This window comes from Arthrobacter sp. Soil_C_49, assembly GCF_057656635.1.
Genome location: NZ_JBDGJZ010000017.1, coordinates 14,138 through 31,010, shown reverse-complemented (window position 1 = coordinate 31,010; position 16,873 = coordinate 14,138). Strand labels below are relative to the sequence as shown.

The following is a 16,873-nucleotide window of genomic DNA, read 5'->3' as shown; positions in this document are numbered from 1 at the left end:
GAATCTACGACTACTTGGCCACGAAGGGAACGGGCAAGAAAGAAAAGAGCGGAAAAATGAAGGCAGTAGTTTACAAAGGACCGAACGACGTCAGCGTCGAGGACGTGCCGGATGCAAAGATCGAGCATCCCGCCGACGTGCTGGTGCGCATCACCTCGGCGAACATTTGCGGCTCCGACCTGCACATGTACGAGGGCCGCACCAGCTTCGAAACCGGACGTACATTCGGGCACGAGAACCTTGGCGAAGTGGTCGAGACCGGCCCGGCGGTGAGCAAAGTGAAGGTAGGCGACCGTGTCGTGCTGCCGTTCAACATCGCCTGCGGATTCTGCAAAAACTGCGAACGGGGCTTCACCAACTACTGCCTAACCATGCAGCCCGAACCCAAGCTCGCCGGCGCAGCCTACGGCTTCGCCGATATGGGGCCCTACCAGGGCGGACAGGCCGAATACCTGCGGGTACCGTACGGGGACTTCAACTGCCTGCGCCTGGGCGAGGACTCCGTGGAAAAAGAACTCGACTACGTCATGGTCGCCGACATTTTCCCCACCGGCTGGCATGCCACCGAGATGGCGGGCGTGTACCCGGGCGACTCCGTGGTCATCTACGGCGCAGGACCTGTCGGGCTCATGGCCGCCTACTCAGCGATCATCAAAGGCGCCGGAAAAGTCATGGTGGTGGACCGCCATCCCGACCGCTTGAAGCTGGCTGAGCAGATCGGCGCCATCCCCGTGAATGATTCGGAAGTGGACCCTGTTGAATTCGTCAAGGACCAGACCATGGGATTCGGGGCAGACCGCGGCTGCGAATGCGTGGGCTACCAGGCGCACGACCCGGCCGGAAACGAACAGCCCAACCTGACCCTGAACCGGCTCGTGGACTCCGTCCGGTTCGTCGGCGGCATCGGCGTCGTGGGAGTGTTCCTGCCCCAGGACCCCGGCGGCCCGGACGAACTCGCCAAGCAGGGCCAGGTGGCCTTCGACTACGGAAACTACTGGTTCAAAGGGCAGACAATGGGCTCCGGGCAGTGCCCGGTCAAAAAGTACAACCGGGCCCTGCGCGACCTCATCGCCGGCGGAAAGGCCAGTCCCTCCTTCATCGTCAGCCACGAGCTCACGCTGGATCAGGCCCCCGAGGGCTACAAGAACTTCGACAGCCGTGAAGACGGCTGGACCAAAGTCGTCCTCCACCCCGCCAGCGCTTAAGAAACCACCGACAGGAGAACGTTCGATGTCAAGACGAGCAATCCACAGTAGGCGGTACTGATGCGGGCAATGGTTTACCGCGGACCGTACAAAGTACGGGTCGAAGAAAAAGACATTCCGAAGATCGAGCATCCGAATGACGCGATTGTGCGGGTCAGCAAGGGCGCCATTTGCGGCTCGGACCTGCACCTGTATCACGGCATGATGCCGGACACCCGGGTGGGGATGACGTTCGGGCACGAGTTTGTGGGCACCGTGCATGAGGTGGGCGGCTCCGTGCAGAACGTGGCGGTCGGGGACCGGGTGATGGTGCCGTTCAACGTGTACTGCGGCTCCTGCTACTTCTGCTCCCGCGGCCTGTACTCCAACTGCCACAACGTGAACCCGAACGCGACGGCGGTGGGCGGCATTTACGGCTACTCCCACACTTGCGGCGGGTACGACGGCGGGCAGGCAGAATTCGTGCGGGTACCCTTCGCCGACGTGGGGCCTTCGAAGATTCCTGACTGGATGGACGAAGAGGACGCGGTCCTGCTCACCGACGCCTGTCCCACCGGCTACTTCGGCGCCCAACTCGGGGACATAGTTGAGGGCGACACCGTGGTGGTGTTCGGTGCAGGCCCGGTGGGCCTGTTCGCGGCCAAGTCCTCCTGGCTGATGGGCGCCGGGCGGGTGATCGTCATTGACCACCTGGAATACCGGCTGGAAAAGGCCCGGACCTTCGCGCACGCCGAAACGTACAACTTCGCCGAGTACAACGACATCGTGGTGCACCTGAAAAAGGAAACCGACTACCTGGGCGCCGACGTCGTCATTGACGCCGTGGGGGCCGAAGCGGACGGCAACTTCCTCCAGCACGTCACCGCCTCCAAGCTGAAGCTCCAGGGCGGATCCCCCATCGCCCTGAACTGGGCCATCGATTCGGTCCGCAAAGGCGGGACGGTGTCCGTGGTGGGCGCGTACGGGCCCATCTTCAGCGCCGTGAAATTCGGCGACGCGATGAACAAGGGCCTGACCCTGCGGATGAACCAGTGCCCGGTCAAACGCCAATGGCCGCGCCTGTTCGAGCACATCCGCAACGGCTACCTCAAACCCAGCGACATCGTCACCCACCGCATCCCGCTGGAACACATCGCCGAGGGTTACCACATGTTCTCCGCGAAACTGGACAACATCATTAAGCCGCTCGTCGTCGCCGGCCAGTCCTGAAAGGAGACCCGCACCATGACCGAGCCAGCCACACCATACATTGCCAACAAACGCATCCCACCCAGGTCCGCCGAAGACCTCCGGGCCCAAATCCCTGGATGGGGCGCAGACCTCGACCCCGCCGACCGCCCCTCCTACCCCCGCGAACAACCCGGAATCGAGACAGGCGCGCGTTGGGACTTCCCCGAACGCCAACCCGAAAAATGGCCCCGGGAACGCTCCGTCGAACACGCCTTCCTGACCCCGGTCTTCGGGACCTCCACCCCTCCCGCCGGGGTCTCCGGCGCCATCCGGAAATACGCCTACAAATACAGCGAGGGCCGGGCCGCGCACTGGCTGCTGCTCATCGCCGCTGACCGCGTGGACGCCACCGAACACCACGTGAAGTCCCTGGCGACCCTGCACCCGGACAACCCCATCACCGAAACCGGAGTGCTCAGCGAGTTCTCCCACCACCCCATCCAATCCCGCTACGGACAAAAACGTGCCGACACCAACCACCAGTGGATGGATCCCTTGGTGGTGGGCGGGCCCTGGGTGCTGGCCGGCCTGGGCGGTGTCGTCGCAGTGCGGGCGCTCAGGCGGGCGGCGGTGGGGCGGAAATGACGCCGTCCCCTTGACCTTGCAAAAACGTCGCGCGGACTGACAGCTGTTCACGCCAAGGGACGGACGAAGGTGTCACCAGCAAAGCATGTGCTGGTGACACCTTCACGTCATGTGCCCAGGAAGCGCAGTGGTGGACATGCGCGCAAGGGTTCCTTTATCAGGACCCCTCGGACTTACGGGCCGCGGCGCGGGTGGAGCTGTCGCGCACCACAAGTGTCGGGGCGATCGGAGTACGGTCTACCTCCCGCCCCTCCATCGCCCCGATAAGCACCTCCATGCTCATCAGCGCCAGTGCGGTGAAGTCCTGGCGCACCGTGGTCAGGGGCGGCAGGAAATAGTCTGAACCTTCGATATCGTCAAAACCGACAATGCTCACATCGCCCGGGACATTCACGCCATTTTCCGCGAACGCGCGGATAAGCCCGAGGGCGGTGTGGTCACTGGCGGCAAAGATCGCTTGGGGAATCCTGTCCTCGCGGACCAGTTGGAGGCCGGTTTCGTAGGCCCAGCGGGGGCTCCAGTCGCCCTCAAGGCAGAGGCCCGGTGAAAGCCCGGCGTCACGAAGCGCAGCCTCCCAGCCGCGTTTACGGACCCGCCCGTCGAACCAGTCCATCGAGCCCGCAATGTGGGCGATGTCCGTGTGGCCCAGGTCAATAAGGTGCTGGGTGGCCAGCCGTGCTCCGAGCTCCTGGTTTTCCGAGTAGGTGAAGACGTTCGGCGTCGATGATGCACCTGCGGCAATCATCTCCACCGGGACGCGGCAGGAGGCATTCCAGACCGCTGCCGCCATATCGACCACGGGTGCGATGACGATGATTCCCCCGACGCCGATGTCATCGAGGGTGTCCAGGGCAGTCTGAACAGACTCTCCATAGGGCTGGTCGACACTGATGACCGTAGTGGCATAGCCCTTTTTCCGCGCCACGTTCTCCAGCGCCATCAGTGTTCCCACGGGACCGAACCGCGGCGAGCCGTCGGAAAGTATCCCGATGGACGTCGACCGGCTGGTGACCAGCGCCGTTGCCGCCCTGTTCCGGCGGTATCCGATATCCTGGATGACCTGCAAAACCCGCTGGCGGGTTGCGGCACTGACATCCGGTGCATTGTTGAGAACCCGTGAGACAGTCCCAAAAGAGACCCCGGCGACGTGCGCCACATCGTTAATGGTGGGTTTCCGGCGCAACGGCGCCTCCGGAAGCCGTCCCTTCGCGGCGCCCGGGCTTGCAGCGTCTGCCATGCTCTCTCCTGTCCCGCACTGCCCGCACCGACGCCGGCGGCAGACTTCGTGCGTCCTAATCCTACGTTGATGGAATCCGTCCGGGGCCTTCCCGTCCTGCCGCTGTGATGGTTGACACCTTCCACCGTAAACGTTTACGATCACTTCCGTAAACGTTTACGGCATCCCGTTAGCGTTTACGGAAGCACGTTCAACGAGGAAGGAGCGAAAAATGCCTGGCACTGCTGCAGACGCACTTGCGCTCGATTCCCTCTTCAGGCTTCGAAGTGTTCACCGGGGGCAGTGGGCAAATCTGGCATCGCTCCTCACGGACGATGCAGTGGATGATCTCGCCGCAGCTGTCCGAACCTTCATCGCCGCCGGCTCCTCGGCCGTTGTCTGCATCTTCGATGACAGCTTCCTTTGGGCCAGCATGGTCATCACCGTTGACAAGTGGGGCGGAAGCGCATCCGTTTCCACGTTGGACGCCCCGGCCGCCGACGGCGGCGGTCACATGACCAAAGCGGCAGACGAGGCTGTGGACTGGGTTCAGACCCACTTTGGACCTTGTTCCCTGGGCTTCTTCGTCAATAAGGAGCATGCACAGGCGCTCCTGCGGGCTTCGGACAAGGCCGGCGCTATCCGCTCCGCCTCTGCCGCAGGCGGCCTCGTCCTGTCACCTGTTCCCCCGGCGCTGGCCATCGCCCTCGCCTGATCCACCCCAACCATCCACCCACCTCAAAGCACTGGAGAACAATGATGATCCGCAGGCTTCCCCTCATGGCCTTGGCAGCAGTCCTGTCACTTTCGGTCGCCTCCTGCAGCAGTTCGACAACGGCCTCGTCAAACGCTCCTGATGCCGGCGTCTCCGAAAAGGCCCAACAGGCCCTGGACAAGATCACCGGCCAGGTCCTGAGTAAGGGCCCCAGCGGCGAAAAACCCTCGCCGGCGTCCGTTGCAGATCTGACGCCTGAAGAGATCGAAAAGGTCAAGGGACTCAACGCCACAGCAGCAATCGTGATGCACTACGGCGGCAACGACTGGGCCACGGCCCAGGTCAATGGGCTGAAGAGCGAATTCGAAAAGCTCGGCATCAAGGTGATCGCCACCACCGATGCGAACTTCAAGCCGGACAAGCAGGTGTCCGACCTTGAAACAGTGATGACCCAGGACCCGGACATTATCGTGTCCATCCCCACGGATCCCGTTGCCACCGCCTCCGCCTACAAGAAGGCCTCTGCCGCCGGCACGAAGCTCGTTTTCATGGACAACGTTCCCCAGGGCTTGACCGCCGGCCAGGACTACGTCTCCGTTGTCTCCGCCGACAACTACGGAAACGGCGTGGTCTCCGCCCACCAGTTGGCCAAGGCACTGGGAGGCAAGGGAAAGATCGGCCTTGTCTTCCACCAGGCTGACTTTTTTGTGACCAAGCAGCGCCACGAAGGATTCAAGGACACGATTACGAAGGAATACCCGGAGATCCAAATCGTGGAGGAGAAAGGCATCGCCGGCCCGGACTTCGCTGGAGACGCCCAGGCTGCTGCCAACGCCATGATCAGCAAGTACCCCGACCTGGCCGGCATCTGGGCCGTGTGGGACGTCCCGGCAGAAGGCGTTATGGCTGCAGCCCGCGCCGCCGGCCGGCAGGATCTGAAGATCGCGACAGAGGACCTCGGCAAGAACGTTGCCATCGCCCTGGCCAAGGACGAGCTCATCGTCGGCCTCGGAGCGCAGGTTCCGTTCGACCAGGGTGTCACTGAAGCACGGCTGGGCGCAGGCGCCCTGATCGGTAAGGAAGCGCCCGCATACGTGGCGTTGAGCGCCCTCCCGGTTGACCACGCCAACGTCCTGGAGGCCTGGAAGCAGGTCTACCACGAGGACGCCCCGAAGGACATCCAAGAGTCCTACAAGCAGTAGCCAGACCCGACGGTGCGGGGGTTTCCACCCCCGCACCGCGCCGAAAGGGCAACAATGAACACCGCAGACAATGTCGTCGAGATGCGCTCGATTTCCAAGGGCTTCAATGGCGTTTCCGTGCTGAAGGATGTCAGCTTCGACGTCCGCCGCGGCGAGGTCCACGCACTGGCAGGCGGTAACGGTGCCGGAAAGTCCACGCTCATGAAGATCCTCCAGGGCGTCTACCAGGCAGACGCCGGCGAGATCCTCATCGCGGGCAAACCCGCCGCCATCAACTCGATCCAGGACGCGAAGGCCGCCGGGATCGGCATGGTCTTTCAGGAATTCAGCCTCGTGCCGAGCCTCACCGTTGCACAGAACATCTTCCTGGGCGCCGAACCGCTGGGCCAGGGCGGGCTCATCGACGACCGTGCCGCGGTACGGCGGGCCAAGGAAGTTTTCGCCGAGATGGAGGTCGACGTCGACCCCCGGGCGGAGGTCGCCCGGCTCGGCACCGCATACTGGCAGCTGACCGAGATCGCCAAGGCCCTGGCACAGAACGCCACGGTGCTGATCATGGATGAGCCCACCGCCAGCCTGGCCCGGCATGAGTCCGAAGCCCTCTTCGAGCTGATTGACCGCCTCAAGCAGCGGGGCATCTCGATCATTTACATCTCCCACCGGATGGACGAGGTGTACAGGCTCGCAGACCGCATCACCATCCTTCGCGACGGCCGCCGCCTCCTCACGGAACCGCTCACTGACGTCACGCCCGAGCAGATCGTGGAAGGCATCGTTGGCAAAAAGATCGAGGGCCAGCTTTCCTATCGTGCCCGTCACGTGGCGCAGGACGTGGCACCCCTCCTGGAAGTGCGCGGGCTGAACGCGGGCCACCGGGTCCGGGACGTTTCCTTCACACTCCGTCCGGGGGAAATCATTGGCCTGGCAGGACTCATGGGCAGCGGACGCACCGAACTTGCCCGCGCGCTCTTCGGCATAGACAAAGTGGACAGCGGTGAGGTCCTGCTCCGCGGCAAAAAAGTAACCCTCGCCTCTCCACAGCAGGCCATCAATGCAGGCGTCGCCCTCATTCCGGAAGACCGCAGGGCCCAGGGCCTGGTCCTTGAGCACTCCGTCCAGGACAACCTGCTGCTGCCGCTGCTTGGACAGATTCAGCGGGGCCCCCTCCTGGATGGCGCCAGGGGCAAAGAGTTGTCCTCGTCACTGATCAAGAGGTTCGCCGTAAAGGTAGCCCACCCCCACCGGCCGGTGCGGCTGCTCTCGGGCGGCAATCAGCAGAAGGTGGTCATTGCCAAGTGGCTGGGCACCGATCCGGACATCCTGATTCTGGACGAGCCAACCGCCGGCGTTGACATCGGCACCAAAAGCGAAATCTTGGACATGATCCGCGAGCTGGCCAATGCCGGCAAAGCCGTCATAGTCATCTCCTCCGAGTACCCCGAACTACTCGCGGTCAGTGACCGCGTCCTCGTCCTCAAGGACGGCTCCATCATCCGCGACATCCCCCGCAGCGAGATCGCTGACGAGGAATATCTCCAACTTGCAGTCCAGGGAGTCTGAACAGTGAGCAAGGCAAACACCATCGCGCCCCGGGACACCGCGGCAACCCGTAATTTCGGCACCATCCTGAAGGAACTCGACTGGCGGCGCTACGTCATCTATATCGGCTTCGTCGTCGTGTTCCTCTTCTTCGCCGTTCTGCTGCGCGAGCAGGGCTTCCTGTCGCCGAACAACCTGCTGAACATTTTCCGGCAGACGGCCACGATCACCGTCATCGCAGTAGGAATGACCTACGTCATCGCTTGTGCGGAGATCGACCTGAGCGTCGGGTCCGTAGCGGGCCTCTCCAGTGTCTGCACCGCCATGGCCCTTTCCCAGTGGGGACTCATTCCTGGCATCCTTGCCGGCCTCGCGGTCGGGCTCGTGGTCGGCTCGGTCAACGGCGCACTGGTCAGCCTCCTCGGCATCCCCTCCTTCCTGGTGACGCTCGGCACGCTGGGCATAGCTGTCGGCGTGGCCCAGTGGATCACCGCTTCTGCGCCGCAGCCAATTCTGAACGACACCTTCAACATGCTCTTCGGCTCCGGAAACTTCGGTCCTGTTCCAGGTCTCGTGGTCTGGAGCGCCATCTTCGTTGCCATCGGCGCCGTCGTCCTGAACCGCACCCGCTTCGGCCGGCAGGTCCTGGCCACGGGCGGCAACCGAAACGCCGCGGAGTTCACCGGCATCAACACCAAGCGCATTAAGTTCCAGGTGCTCCTCGTCTCGGGCGTGGCCGCAAGCGTCGCCGGCATGCTGTACGCCGGCCGCCTCCAGTCGGGCCGATTCCAGTGGGGAGCGGGCGATGAACTCTCCGCCATCGCCGCGGTGATCCTCGGTGGAACCAGCCTCTTTGGCGGCTTCGGCTCAATCGTCGGAACCCTTTTCGGGGCCCTGCTGATCGGCCTGATCAACAACGGACTGATCCTGGCCGGACTCGACAGCAGCCAGCAGCAGGTGGTCCGCGGCGCCATCATCATCCTCGCCGTCGCGCTCGCCCGGAAGAAGTAGAACCTCGCCGGTAATGCCGGCATGCAACGTGCAGTTCACCCCTGCAGTCGAAAGGCAAAAGCAATGAAACTTGGTTACTGTTCCATCACCTGGGGCGGCGTCATCGGCCACGCCCAAGGCGTCACGAGCGTCAAGGACCTCTTCTACCTGACAAACGGATCCATGCACGACGCCGTCCGCGACATCGCAGCTGTCGGCTACGAAGGCGTGGAAATGTTCGACGGCAACCTCGCCGAATTCGCGGACAAGCCCCAGGAGCTCCACGAACTCCTTAGCAGCTCCGGGGTCTCCCTGACCAGCGTGTACACCGGCGCCAACTTCATCTACGCCGACATCCTCCCGGACGAAATGCACCGAATCCACCGGGCGGCCGAATTGGCTGCCACTTTCGGAGCCGAGCGGCTTGTGGTTGGAGGTGGAGCACGGCGTGCTGCCGGAACCAACGAGGAGGACTACCGCCGCCTCGGTGAAGCGCTGGACAGTGTCACGGACATTGCAGAGAGCTTCGGGCTGTCCGCAAGCTACCACCCGCATTTGAGCACCATCGTGGAGAGCCCTGACGAGTTGGACAAGCTCATGCCGCTCACACGGATCGGCTTCTGCCCCGACACCGCCCACCTTGCTGCCGGCGGGGCAGACCCGGCCGCTGTCATCCGGAAGTATCCGGACAGGATCCGGCATGTCCACCTCAAAGACTTCCAGCAGGAACCGTTCAACTTCCTCCCCCTGGGCGAGGGCGAACTCGACTTCCCGGACATCATCGCCGCCATTCGGGAAAGCGGATATGACAGCTGGCTGATGGTCGAACTCGACGGCTACAACGGCGATCCCCGGGAAGCAGCCGCTATCAGCAAGAAGTACCTCGAGAAGCTCCTCTAACCAATCATTTTGACCTCACGGTAGGCCGCAACCGGCCATCCCCTCCCATTCCCGAAAGGAACCTGGTTCACATGCAGAACCTCAACGTCGGCCTCATCGGAGGCGGCTTCATGGGCAAAGCCCACTCCCTCGCTTACGCCGCTATGCCCATGTTCTTTTGGCCGGCACCGGCCCTCCCGGTCCGCAAGGTCATCGCGGAGGCCAACCCGGAACTCGCTGCGGAAGCGGCCCGCCGGTTCGGCTTCGAAAACTCCACCTCAGACTGGCGCAGCATCATCGAAGACCCGGACATCCATGTGGTGGACATCGCCACGCCCAACCACCTCCACGCCGAAATCGCCATCGCCGCGGCCGAAGCAGGCAAGCACATCATCTGCGAAAAGCCACTGGCCCGCACGGGCGAGGAATCAAAGGCCATGTACGACGCAGTCAAGGACAAGAACATCGTCCACATGGTTGCCTTCAACTACCGGCGGACCCCGGCAGTAGCACTGGCCAAAAAGTACATCGAGGAAGGCGCCATCGGCCAAATCCTCAATTTCCGCGGCACCTACCTGCAGGACTGGAGCGCCGACCCCAACTCCCCCCTGTCCTGGCGTTTCCAGAAGTCCATCGCAGGTTCCGGCGCCCTCGGCGATATCGCCACCCACGTCATCGACATGGCCCGCTACCTCGTTGGTGAGTTCAGCGCCGTCAACGCCGTTCTCTCCACCTGGATCCCGGAACGCCCGCTGCAGGCCGGCGGGGCCGACGCACTTGGCACCGTACGCGGGGGCGAGGGCCCCAAGGGCCAGGTCGATGTCGACGATGAAGTCATGACGATGATCCGCTTCGCCAACGGAGCGGTTGGCTCCGTGGAGGCGACACGCAACGCGCACGGCCGGAACAACTACATCACCTTCGAAATCCACGGCACCGAAGGCAGCATCGTCTTCAACTACGAACGGCGCGATGAGCTGCAGGTCTGCTTTGCTTCAGACCAGGCCGACCGCCGGGGATTCCGGACCGTATATACCGGCCCGGCCCATCCCTATGGCGAAGGGCTCTGGCCCATTCCGGCGCTGGGGATCGGCTATGGCGAAACGAAGATCATCGAAGCCTACGACTTCTTCAAAGCCATTGCCGAAGGCGGAACTGTCAGCCCCAGCTTTGCTGACGGCTACCAGGTGGCCCTCATCGACGACGCCATCGTCGAGTCAGCTGCAAAGGAATCGTGGGTGGAAGTCCCGCAAATCGCCGATTGATTTACCCGGCTGGCGGGACGGTTGCAGAACCGTCCCGCCGGATTCCGGGACCATCCCGTAAGGAACACAAGATGCCTCGTCCCCTCCCCATCCGCCAGGAAACTGCAGAAGCTTGGCTGATGCCGGTCTTCATTGCCAAAGCAGGGCGTGAAACCGAACTTCAAGATGCCCTGCACTCTCTGCAAACGCTCAGCAGGCAAGACCCGGGATGCCTGGAGTACACAGTCTTCTCCGACGGGCAGCAACCAGGTACCTTCGTCCTTTTCGAAGGCTGGGCAAGCAACGAGGACCTCGTAGCACACAACGAAGAGGACCACGTGAAGGAATTTGTGGCGGCAGTAGAGCCGCTATTGGCGGTACCGTTCTCCGTTACTCCGCTCACGCCGCTTGACGGGTCCAGCAGCTAAGCCCATACCCCTACAGCCACTGCTCCCCCACCGTCAGCTGCAGCCTGACGGCCCCGAGCGAAGGTTCGACGGCGGCACTCACCCGAGTGCCGCCGTCGGACTTCCCAACGGGGCAGCCACGCACCCGGAACCAGCGCCGCAGGCACCCGACGAGGCGGTCCGTGCTCATAACGCGCGGACAGCCTCAGCCGTCTCGTCGGCAGAACGTACCGGCGTTTCCAGTCCAAGGTTCTCGCGCAGCGTGCTGCCCGCGTACTCCGTGGGATACACGCCGCGTTCCTGCAGTTCCGGCACCAGGTGGTTCACGATGTCGTCCAGGCCGGTCGGAATCAGCCACGGCGAGATGTTGAACCCGTCCACCGCTCCCACGCGGGCATACTCGGCCAGCTGGTCCGCCACTGCTGTGTAGGAACCCGTGAAGGTGGCGTCCACGCGGGCTGTCCGGGAGGTGACGAACTGGCGGATGGAGAGGCCCTTGTCCTTGGCCTCGGCCCGCCACTGGTCCGCCAGTTGACGGGCCTTCGCGCCGTGGAACCCACTGCCGCGGGTCTCGGAGGTCTCCTCGACCACCGGGTCAATCTCCGGCAGCGGCCCGTCCGGATCGTATTCGGACAGCTCCCGGCCCCAGAACTGCTCCAGATACGCCAGGGCCTGCTGCGGCCCGATCTGCAGGCTCCGCACCCACTCCTTCTTCTCCAAAGCCTCCTCAGCGGTCGGCGCGAGGATGAATTCACTGGCTGGCATAATCTGCACGGCGTTGGCCCCGCGCCCGGCAGCCAGCGAGCGCTCCACAAGGTCCTTGCGGAACTCCACGGCATCGTCGAACTTCGGGTGGGCAGAGAAGATGACGTCCGCCTGCCGGGCGGCAAAGTTGCGGCCCTCCGGGGAGTCGCCGGCCTGGAAGAGCACGGGCCGGTACTGGGCGCTGCGGGGCAGGCGCGGCGTGACATCCACTGTGTAGTGCTGTCCTTCGTGGAGCACCCGTCGGGCGGGCCCCTCCGCGGTTGCCCAGGAGTCCCAGATCCGCTTGGCCGTTTCCACGAACGCCTCGGCGTGCTTGTAGCGGTCCGCATGGTCCAGGTATCCCCCGCGCCGGAAGTTCGCGCCGGTCCAGGCGTTGTCCGTGGTCACGATGTTCCACGCCGCGCGGCCGCCGGAAATCAGGTCAAGGGAGGCGAGCCGGTGCGCCAGGTCCGCGGGATCGTTGTACGTGGTGTTCTGCGTGGCCACCAGCCCGATGTTTTTGGTCACCGACGCGAGCGCGGCCAGCATGGTCTGTGCGTCCGGCCGGCCCGCCACATCCAGAGCATGCGGGCGGCCCAGGTGCTCGCGCAGCCGGAGCCCCTCGCCCAGGAAGAAGGCGGCGAACAGCCCGCGCTCAGCCGTCTGTGCAATACGGCGGAATGATTCAAAGTCGGTCTGCGAACCCGATTCGGCGGCCTTCCAGATGGTGCCGGAGTTGACGCCCTGGAAAAAGACGCCGAACTGGATCTTGCCCGACGGCGTGAAAACGTCGTGTGTCATGGTCTTCCCCTTACTTTCCGGCGCTGACGGCCGTGGATGCGTAGCGGCTGGCCGGACGGGCAAGGCCCAGCACATCGCGGAAAGTGCCGTCCTGCACCGGCGGCCGGAGCGCGCCCCGGCGCCGAAGCTCCGGCAGGACCAGCCGGGAAAGTTCGTCCAGCTCCAGGGCGAGCGACGCCGGATGGAGACGGACGCCGTCGGCCTCCTTCAGCAGCTCTTCAAGGAGGTCCGCGAGGCCCGCGGCGCCACCGGCATACCGGGCGCGTCCGCCGTCGAAGCCGGCCTGATTCGAACCGGCCCCCCGCTCGGCCGCAGCCTGCCCGCGGGAGTCCAGGACAACGTCGAGCTCGGCGATCACCGCTACGGATTCCCCAACCCGAGCACGGACGTCGCGCACCTCGGCGGCAAGCAGTTCAGGCGTCGGCGCGGTGACAAGCACGGCGTCAACGGCATCTGCCGGAATTTGCCCCGGGCCCACCAGCGAGGCGGCCGCAATCACCGGCAGCTGTCCCTGCAGCGGCCGCGGGATGATGGACGGGCCCTTGACCGAGTAGGCCGGGCCGGCGAAGTCAGCCGGAGTTTCAAAGTCGACGTAGTGCAGCTTGTCCACGTCGATGTACCGGCCCGTGGCGACGTCGCGGATCACGGCGTCGTCCTCCCAGGAATCCCACAGCCGGCGGGAGACCTCAACGGACGCGGCGGCTTCCTGCGCCAAGCCGGCGCCAATCACAGAGGAACGTCCGACGGCGGCGGCAGCCTCGGGTGATTCCGCTGCGGTGGCGATCCACCCGGCGCGGCCGCCCGAGACGTAGTCGAGGCTTGCGAGCTGGGTGGAGACGTGGAACGGCTCGGTGTAGACGGTGTCCACTTCGGGGACCAGTGCGATGGTGCGGGTCACGGGTCCGGCGAAGGCCGCCCGCTGCAGGGCATTGGTGCGGCCGTGAACCGGCGCGTCGGTGAACGTGGCTACGTGGAAGCCGGCGGATTCAGCGGCAAGGACCGCTTCGCTGAGACTCCTGAAGTCCCCGCCGTCCCACCCTGCACAGTCGAGTTCGATGGCGAGGAAGCCGGCCCGCGCCGTTGACGCTGCTGGTGTTTCTGTTGTGCTCACTGCTGGTCCTGACGTTCGTAGGGAATCTTTTCGCCGGCTTCGATGGCCACCGGCAGGCGGTTTTCCGCCGGCGGCAGCGGGCAGGTGGCAAGGTCCGTGTAGGCGCAGGGCAGGTTGACGGCCCGGTTGAAGTCGAGCACCACGGACCCGTCCGCGGCAGGCACCACAGACAATGAGCGGTTGGCCGCATAGGTGGTTTTGCCGGATGTCTGGTCCGTAAACAGCACCGACAGCGAGCCCGGCGCGTGGCCATTGAACGCCGTCAGCGCCAGCTCCTGGCCGGCCAGCTTGAATCTGATTTCACCCGGCGCCTCGTAGACATGCTGGATGCCTTCGACGGCGGCACCCACCGTGGTTGAGCGCGGCGCTTCGAATGGCACGTAGGTTCCCCGGACAGCGTAGGCAGCATCCGGCGAGTAGGCCGGCGTGCCCTGGTAGTCCCGCAGCAGCCCATGCTCCGGGTTCCGCGGCCGCACAATGTACTCGCCGCCGCGCTTGGCCACTTCAATGACCGTATCGCCGGAGGCCAGGTTGATCCCGCCGCGCTCCTCAATGGGGCCAAATTCGAGCGCTGCCCCGGCAGCAGTGTTCAGCTCCTTGCCGTCCCGCTGCAGGCTCTCGCCCGCTTCCAGGACAACGCGGACGACGTCGGCATCCACACTCCAGGTGCCGGGGACACCTTCCAGCCGGGCGGCCTCGCTGCCCAGCCAGTGCAGGTGGGTCACCGCCAGGAAGCCGTGCGGGTGGGCGCGCTGGCGTTCGTGGGCAGCATGCCATTCCTGCCAGTCGGCGTCGAAGGATTCGAGGGCGGTTTCAGTATGCGTAGGCAAGGTGGCTCCCGGTGGTCGAGTTGTCGGTTACGTGGGCTGATTCGGGGCGGTTGCCGTACGGATCTTCGGCTTCCCATAGCGTGGTGGGCGCTGCTGCCCGCACCGCCGGGATGACCGCCAGGGCGAACCGCTCCAGAATGTCCAGCTGCTGTTCGAACGGCAGGGTGGTGGGCAGCGAGATGGACTGCAGGTCATGGCCGTACAGGGAGTGGTAGCCCAGAATCTTGTCGATGACCTGCTCCGGGCTGCCCACCAGCGCGGGCCCTTCGGCCACGGCGTGTTCGATGTCCCGGAAGGGCGAATTGTTGCCGGGCACGTTGCGGTTCGCGGTCAGGGCTTCGTAGACCGGGCCGAACTGCCGGATGGCCTCCTGCGTGGTGTCGGCGATGAACACGCCGCCTGCCCCGCTGCCCGAGCCAAGGTACTGGCGGCGCGGATCATGGCCGTGCCGCTCATATTCTGCCCGGTAATGCTGGATCAGCACGTGATAGTTTTCCCGCGGCTGGATGGCGTTCGCCGTGAAGAGCGGGTCGCCCCACTTTGCGGCGAGCGCAGCGGAGGTCAGGGTTGTAGCAGAGCCGTGCCAAATCCGCGGCGGGCCGTTGAAGGGGCGGGGAGTGGTGGTCGCTTCTGTCAGCGGGGACCGGAAGCGGCCGGACCAGGTGAGGCCTTCCTCGCGCCAGAGCCGGCGGAGCAGTTCGTACTTTTCTGCCAGCAGGTCCCACTGGTCCGCCAGGTCCAGTCCGAACAGCGGGTACTGCAGCACCTCGTTGCCCTTGCCGACCACCAGTTCCAGCCGGCCGCGGCTCAGCTGGTCGATGGTGGCGTAGTCCTCGGCCACCCGCACGGGGTCGAGGACGGACAGCACCGTCACACCGCTTTGCAGCCGGATCCGGTCCGTGACCGCGGCGATGGCAGCCAGCACCGTGGCGGGCGAGGAGGAAATGAACTCCCCGGCGTGCCGCTCCCCCACCGAGAAGCTGTCGAACCCCAGCTCCTCGGCCCGGCGCGCGGTCTCCACCACCTGGTTGAGCCGCTCAGCGGTGGAGACAATCTCTCCCGTCACCGGATTTTTCAGGTGCGGGATGATGTCCAGGACCTGGAACTTCATGATGCCTTTCCGGACGGAGCGGCACTGGCCGTGGCCTGGGCCGCCGCGAAGCTTTCCTCGGTGATGGTCTTGGACTCCGGCAGCGCCTCCTCGGACAGGCCCCAGCGTTCCAGCACCTTGGCGTAGGACCCGTCGTCGATCGCGGAGTTGAGGGCTTCGGTGATGACGGGTGCCAGGCCGTTGCCGCGCAGGGTGGTGGCGGCCACCAGGGTTTCGGACGGCCAGCCCGCGTTGACCTTGCCCACCACTTTAAGGTCGTCGCGGGTGTTTTCCCGGTACACGGTGGACGGGTAGGGCGCGATGTTCAGGTCGGTGCGGCCTGAGGACAGCGCCAGGATGGTGTCGGCGTCGGAGGAGTAGTACTGCAGGGTGGCCGGAGCCTTGCCCTTGCTTTCCAGCTCCTTGTTCCACGCCAGCAGGATCTTCTCCTGGTTGGTCCCGGACCCCACGGACACCTTCAGCCCGGAGATGTCATCGGCGCCCTTGATGTCGTAGCTGGCCGACTTCTTGGCCTCAAAGCCCATAAACGCCGCCCGGTAGCTGGCGAAGTCGAACAGCTTCACCCGGTCCTTGTTCACGCCCACGTTGGAAAACACCGCCTCGAAGTCGCCCGACTGGGTCTTCAGCGGCCAGTTCTCCCAGGACGTCACCTGGACGTCCAGCTCCAGGCCCAGCTTGTCCGCCACCAGCTGGGCGATGTCCAGCTCGGAGCCGATCGGCGTCTTGTCATCGGTGGCGTGGAAGGACAGCGGGATGGAGCCCGCCGTGGTGGCAATAGTCAGTTTGCCGTCCTTGCCGATCAGTTCGGGAACCTTGGCGGCGAGCGCCGCGTCCTTCTCCGCGCGGAGGCGCTGCTGGTCCGGGGAGGTGTTGTACACGACGCCGTTGCGTGCCGCGGTCGTTTGGGCCCCTCCGGTGGAGGTGCCGGCAGCTGTTGCGCCGGGATCAGCGCAGGCGGACAGGCCGGCCGCGGCGAGCAGGACGACGGCGGGCAGCGCCGCCAGGGAGCGCGTGCGGCGGGCGTGGCGGGAAGTGCCGGTGGGAAATGCCATGGGAGGAATCCT

At 64.7% G+C, this 16,873-nt stretch carries 17 protein-coding genes; 10 read left to right on the top strand and 7 right to left on the bottom strand.

Going from position 1 to position 16,873, the window contains the following annotated elements:
• Positions 1 to 56 precede the first annotated feature (56 nt).
• From AC3A4Z_RS20350 to AC3A4Z_RS20340, 3 genes are read left to right on the top strand one after another with little or no spacing between them, the layout of a single operon-like run.
• Positions 57 to 1,205, top strand: coding sequence for a glutathione-independent formaldehyde dehydrogenase (locus AC3A4Z_RS20350; protein WP_498713808.1), 1,149 nt, complete (start codon positions 57 to 59; stop codon positions 1,203 to 1,205).
• Between the two features lie 60 nt (positions 1,206 to 1,265).
• Complete coding sequence (locus AC3A4Z_RS20345; RefSeq protein WP_498713806.1) at positions 1,266 to 2,414, top strand: zinc-dependent alcohol dehydrogenase; 1,149 nt, start codon at positions 1,266 to 1,268, stop codon at positions 2,412 to 2,414.
• 15 nt (positions 2,415 to 2,429) lie between these two features.
• Complete coding sequence (locus AC3A4Z_RS20340) at positions 2,430 to 3,020, top strand: hypothetical protein (protein ID WP_498713804.1); 591 nt, start codon at positions 2,430 to 2,432, stop codon at positions 3,018 to 3,020.
• Between the two features lie 157 nt (positions 3,021 to 3,177).
• Here the strand turns inward: AC3A4Z_RS20340 and AC3A4Z_RS20335 are convergent, their stop codons facing one another.
• Positions 3,178 to 4,257, bottom strand: a complete 1,080-nt coding sequence (locus AC3A4Z_RS20335; RefSeq protein WP_498713801.1) for a LacI family DNA-binding transcriptional regulator — start codon at positions 4,255 to 4,257, stop codon at positions 3,178 to 3,180.
• A 211-nt stretch (positions 4,258 to 4,468) separates the two neighbouring features.
• On the opposite strand from AC3A4Z_RS20335, the gene AC3A4Z_RS20330 reads away from it, so the two are divergent.
• From AC3A4Z_RS20330 to AC3A4Z_RS20300, 7 genes are all read left to right on the top strand, one after another.
• Positions 4,469 to 4,951: a hypothetical protein gene (locus tag AC3A4Z_RS20330; RefSeq protein WP_498713800.1), complete on the top strand. Its 483-nt coding sequence runs from the start codon at positions 4,469 to 4,471 to the stop codon at positions 4,949 to 4,951.
• 65 nt (positions 4,952 to 5,016) lie between these two features.
• Positions 5,017 to 6,153: a substrate-binding domain-containing protein gene (locus tag AC3A4Z_RS20325; protein ID WP_498713799.1), complete on the top strand. Its 1,137-nt coding sequence runs from the start codon at positions 5,017 to 5,019 to the stop codon at positions 6,151 to 6,153.
• 54 nt (positions 6,154 to 6,207) lie between these two features.
• Complete coding sequence (locus AC3A4Z_RS20320) at positions 6,208 to 7,713, top strand: sugar ABC transporter ATP-binding protein (RefSeq protein ID WP_498713797.1); 1,506 nt, start codon at positions 6,208 to 6,210, stop codon at positions 7,711 to 7,713.
• Positions 7,714 to 7,716: 3 nt separating this feature from the next.
• Entirely contained in the window at positions 7,717 to 8,703 is a 987-nt protein-coding gene (locus AC3A4Z_RS20315) for an ABC transporter permease (protein ID WP_498713795.1), read from the top strand.
• 63 nt (positions 8,704 to 8,766) lie between these two features.
• Positions 8,767 to 9,582 carry a sugar phosphate isomerase/epimerase family protein gene (locus tag AC3A4Z_RS20310; protein ID WP_498713793.1) on the top strand — a complete coding sequence of 272 codons (816 nt, stop codon included), beginning with the start codon at positions 8,767 to 8,769 and terminating at the stop codon, positions 9,580 to 9,582.
• 71 nt (positions 9,583 to 9,653) lie between these two features.
• Positions 9,654 to 10,826, top strand: a complete 1,173-nt coding sequence (locus AC3A4Z_RS20305; protein ID WP_498713792.1) for a levoglucosan dehydrogenase — start codon at positions 9,654 to 9,656, stop codon at positions 10,824 to 10,826.
• A 71-nt stretch (positions 10,827 to 10,897) separates the two neighbouring features.
• Positions 10,898 to 11,233: a putative quinol monooxygenase gene (locus AC3A4Z_RS20300; RefSeq protein ID WP_498713790.1), complete on the top strand. Its 336-nt coding sequence runs from the start codon at positions 10,898 to 10,900 to the stop codon at positions 11,231 to 11,233.
• Between the two features lie 10 nt (positions 11,234 to 11,243).
• Here AC3A4Z_RS20300 and AC3A4Z_RS20295 read toward each other — a convergent pair whose 3' ends face one another.
• Genes AC3A4Z_RS20295 through AC3A4Z_RS20270 form a run of 6 tightly spaced genes read right to left on the bottom strand, consistent with a single transcriptional unit; the run spans position 11,244 to position 16,861 of the window.
• The gene (locus AC3A4Z_RS20295; RefSeq protein ID WP_498713788.1) at positions 11,244 to 11,402 is read right to left on the bottom strand and encodes a hypothetical protein; all 159 of its coding nucleotides are present in this window, start codon (positions 11,400 to 11,402) and stop codon (positions 11,244 to 11,246) included.
• Positions 11,399 to 12,757, bottom strand: a complete 1,359-nt coding sequence (locus AC3A4Z_RS20290; protein ID WP_498713786.1) for an NtaA/DmoA family FMN-dependent monooxygenase — start codon at positions 12,755 to 12,757, stop codon at positions 11,399 to 11,401. Before AC3A4Z_RS20290 ends, AC3A4Z_RS20295 begins: the two co-directional genes overlap by 4 nt.
• A 10-nt stretch (positions 12,758 to 12,767) precedes the next feature.
• Entirely contained in the window at positions 12,768 to 13,868 is a 1,101-nt protein-coding gene (locus tag AC3A4Z_RS20285) for an LLM class flavin-dependent oxidoreductase (RefSeq protein WP_498713784.1), read from the bottom strand.
• Complete coding sequence (locus tag AC3A4Z_RS20280; protein WP_498713781.1) at positions 13,865 to 14,698, bottom strand: DUF1684 domain-containing protein; 834 nt, start codon at positions 14,696 to 14,698, stop codon at positions 13,865 to 13,867. The genes AC3A4Z_RS20285 and AC3A4Z_RS20280 overlap by 4 nt, the downstream gene beginning before the upstream one ends.
• Positions 14,682 to 15,809 (bottom strand): LLM class flavin-dependent oxidoreductase, encoded by a 1,128-nt coding sequence (locus AC3A4Z_RS20275; protein WP_498713779.1) that lies wholly within the window; start codon positions 15,807 to 15,809, stop codon positions 14,682 to 14,684. The genes AC3A4Z_RS20280 and AC3A4Z_RS20275 overlap by 17 nt, the downstream gene beginning before the upstream one ends.
• The gene (locus tag AC3A4Z_RS20270) at positions 15,806 to 16,861 is read right to left on the bottom strand and encodes an ABC transporter substrate-binding protein (protein ID WP_498713777.1); all 1,056 of its coding nucleotides are present in this window, start codon (positions 16,859 to 16,861) and stop codon (positions 15,806 to 15,808) included. Before AC3A4Z_RS20270 ends, AC3A4Z_RS20275 begins: the two co-directional genes overlap by 4 nt.
• Between the last annotated feature and the right edge of the window lie 12 nt (positions 16,862 to 16,873).

Bases quoted from the DNA above. Each gene is read 5' to 3' on its own strand.
- AC3A4Z_RS20310 (WP_498713793.1), top strand. From the start codon at position 8,767: ATGAAACTTGGTTACTGTTCCATCACCTGGGGCGGCGTCATCGGCCAC.
- AC3A4Z_RS20300 (WP_498713790.1), top strand. From the start codon at position 10,898: ATGCCTCGTCCCCTCCCCATCCGCCAGGAAACTGCAGAAGCTTGGCTG.
- AC3A4Z_RS20305 (WP_498713792.1), top strand. From the start codon at position 9,654: ATGCAGAACCTCAACGTCGGCCTCATCGGAGGCGGCTTCATGGGCAAA.
- AC3A4Z_RS20270 (WP_498713777.1), bottom strand. From the start codon at position 16,861: ATGGCATTTCCCACCGGCACTTCCCGCCACGCCCGCCGCACGCGCTCC.
- AC3A4Z_RS20320 (WP_498713797.1), top strand. From the start codon at position 6,208: ATGAACACCGCAGACAATGTCGTCGAGATGCGCTCGATTTCCAAGGGC.
- AC3A4Z_RS20290 (WP_498713786.1), bottom strand. From the start codon at position 12,757: ATGACACACGACGTTTTCACGCCGTCGGGCAAGATCCAGTTCGGCGTC.
- AC3A4Z_RS20335 (WP_498713801.1), bottom strand. From the start codon at position 4,257: ATGGCAGACGCTGCAAGCCCGGGCGCCGCGAAGGGACGGCTTCCGGAG.
- AC3A4Z_RS20325 (WP_498713799.1), top strand. From the start codon at position 5,017: ATGGCCTTGGCAGCAGTCCTGTCACTTTCGGTCGCCTCCTGCAGCAGT.
- AC3A4Z_RS20345 (WP_498713806.1), top strand. From the start codon at position 1,266: ATGCGGGCAATGGTTTACCGCGGACCGTACAAAGTACGGGTCGAAGAA.
- AC3A4Z_RS20295 (WP_498713788.1), bottom strand. From the start codon at position 11,402: ATGAGCACGGACCGCCTCGTCGGGTGCCTGCGGCGCTGGTTCCGGGTG.
- AC3A4Z_RS20275 (WP_498713779.1), bottom strand. From the start codon at position 15,809: ATGAAGTTCCAGGTCCTGGACATCATCCCGCACCTGAAAAATCCGGTG.
- AC3A4Z_RS20340 (WP_498713804.1), top strand. From the start codon at position 2,430: ATGACCGAGCCAGCCACACCATACATTGCCAACAAACGCATCCCACCC.
- AC3A4Z_RS20330 (WP_498713800.1), top strand. From the start codon at position 4,469: ATGCCTGGCACTGCTGCAGACGCACTTGCGCTCGATTCCCTCTTCAGG.
- AC3A4Z_RS20350 (WP_498713808.1), top strand. From the start codon at position 57: ATGAAGGCAGTAGTTTACAAAGGACCGAACGACGTCAGCGTCGAGGAC.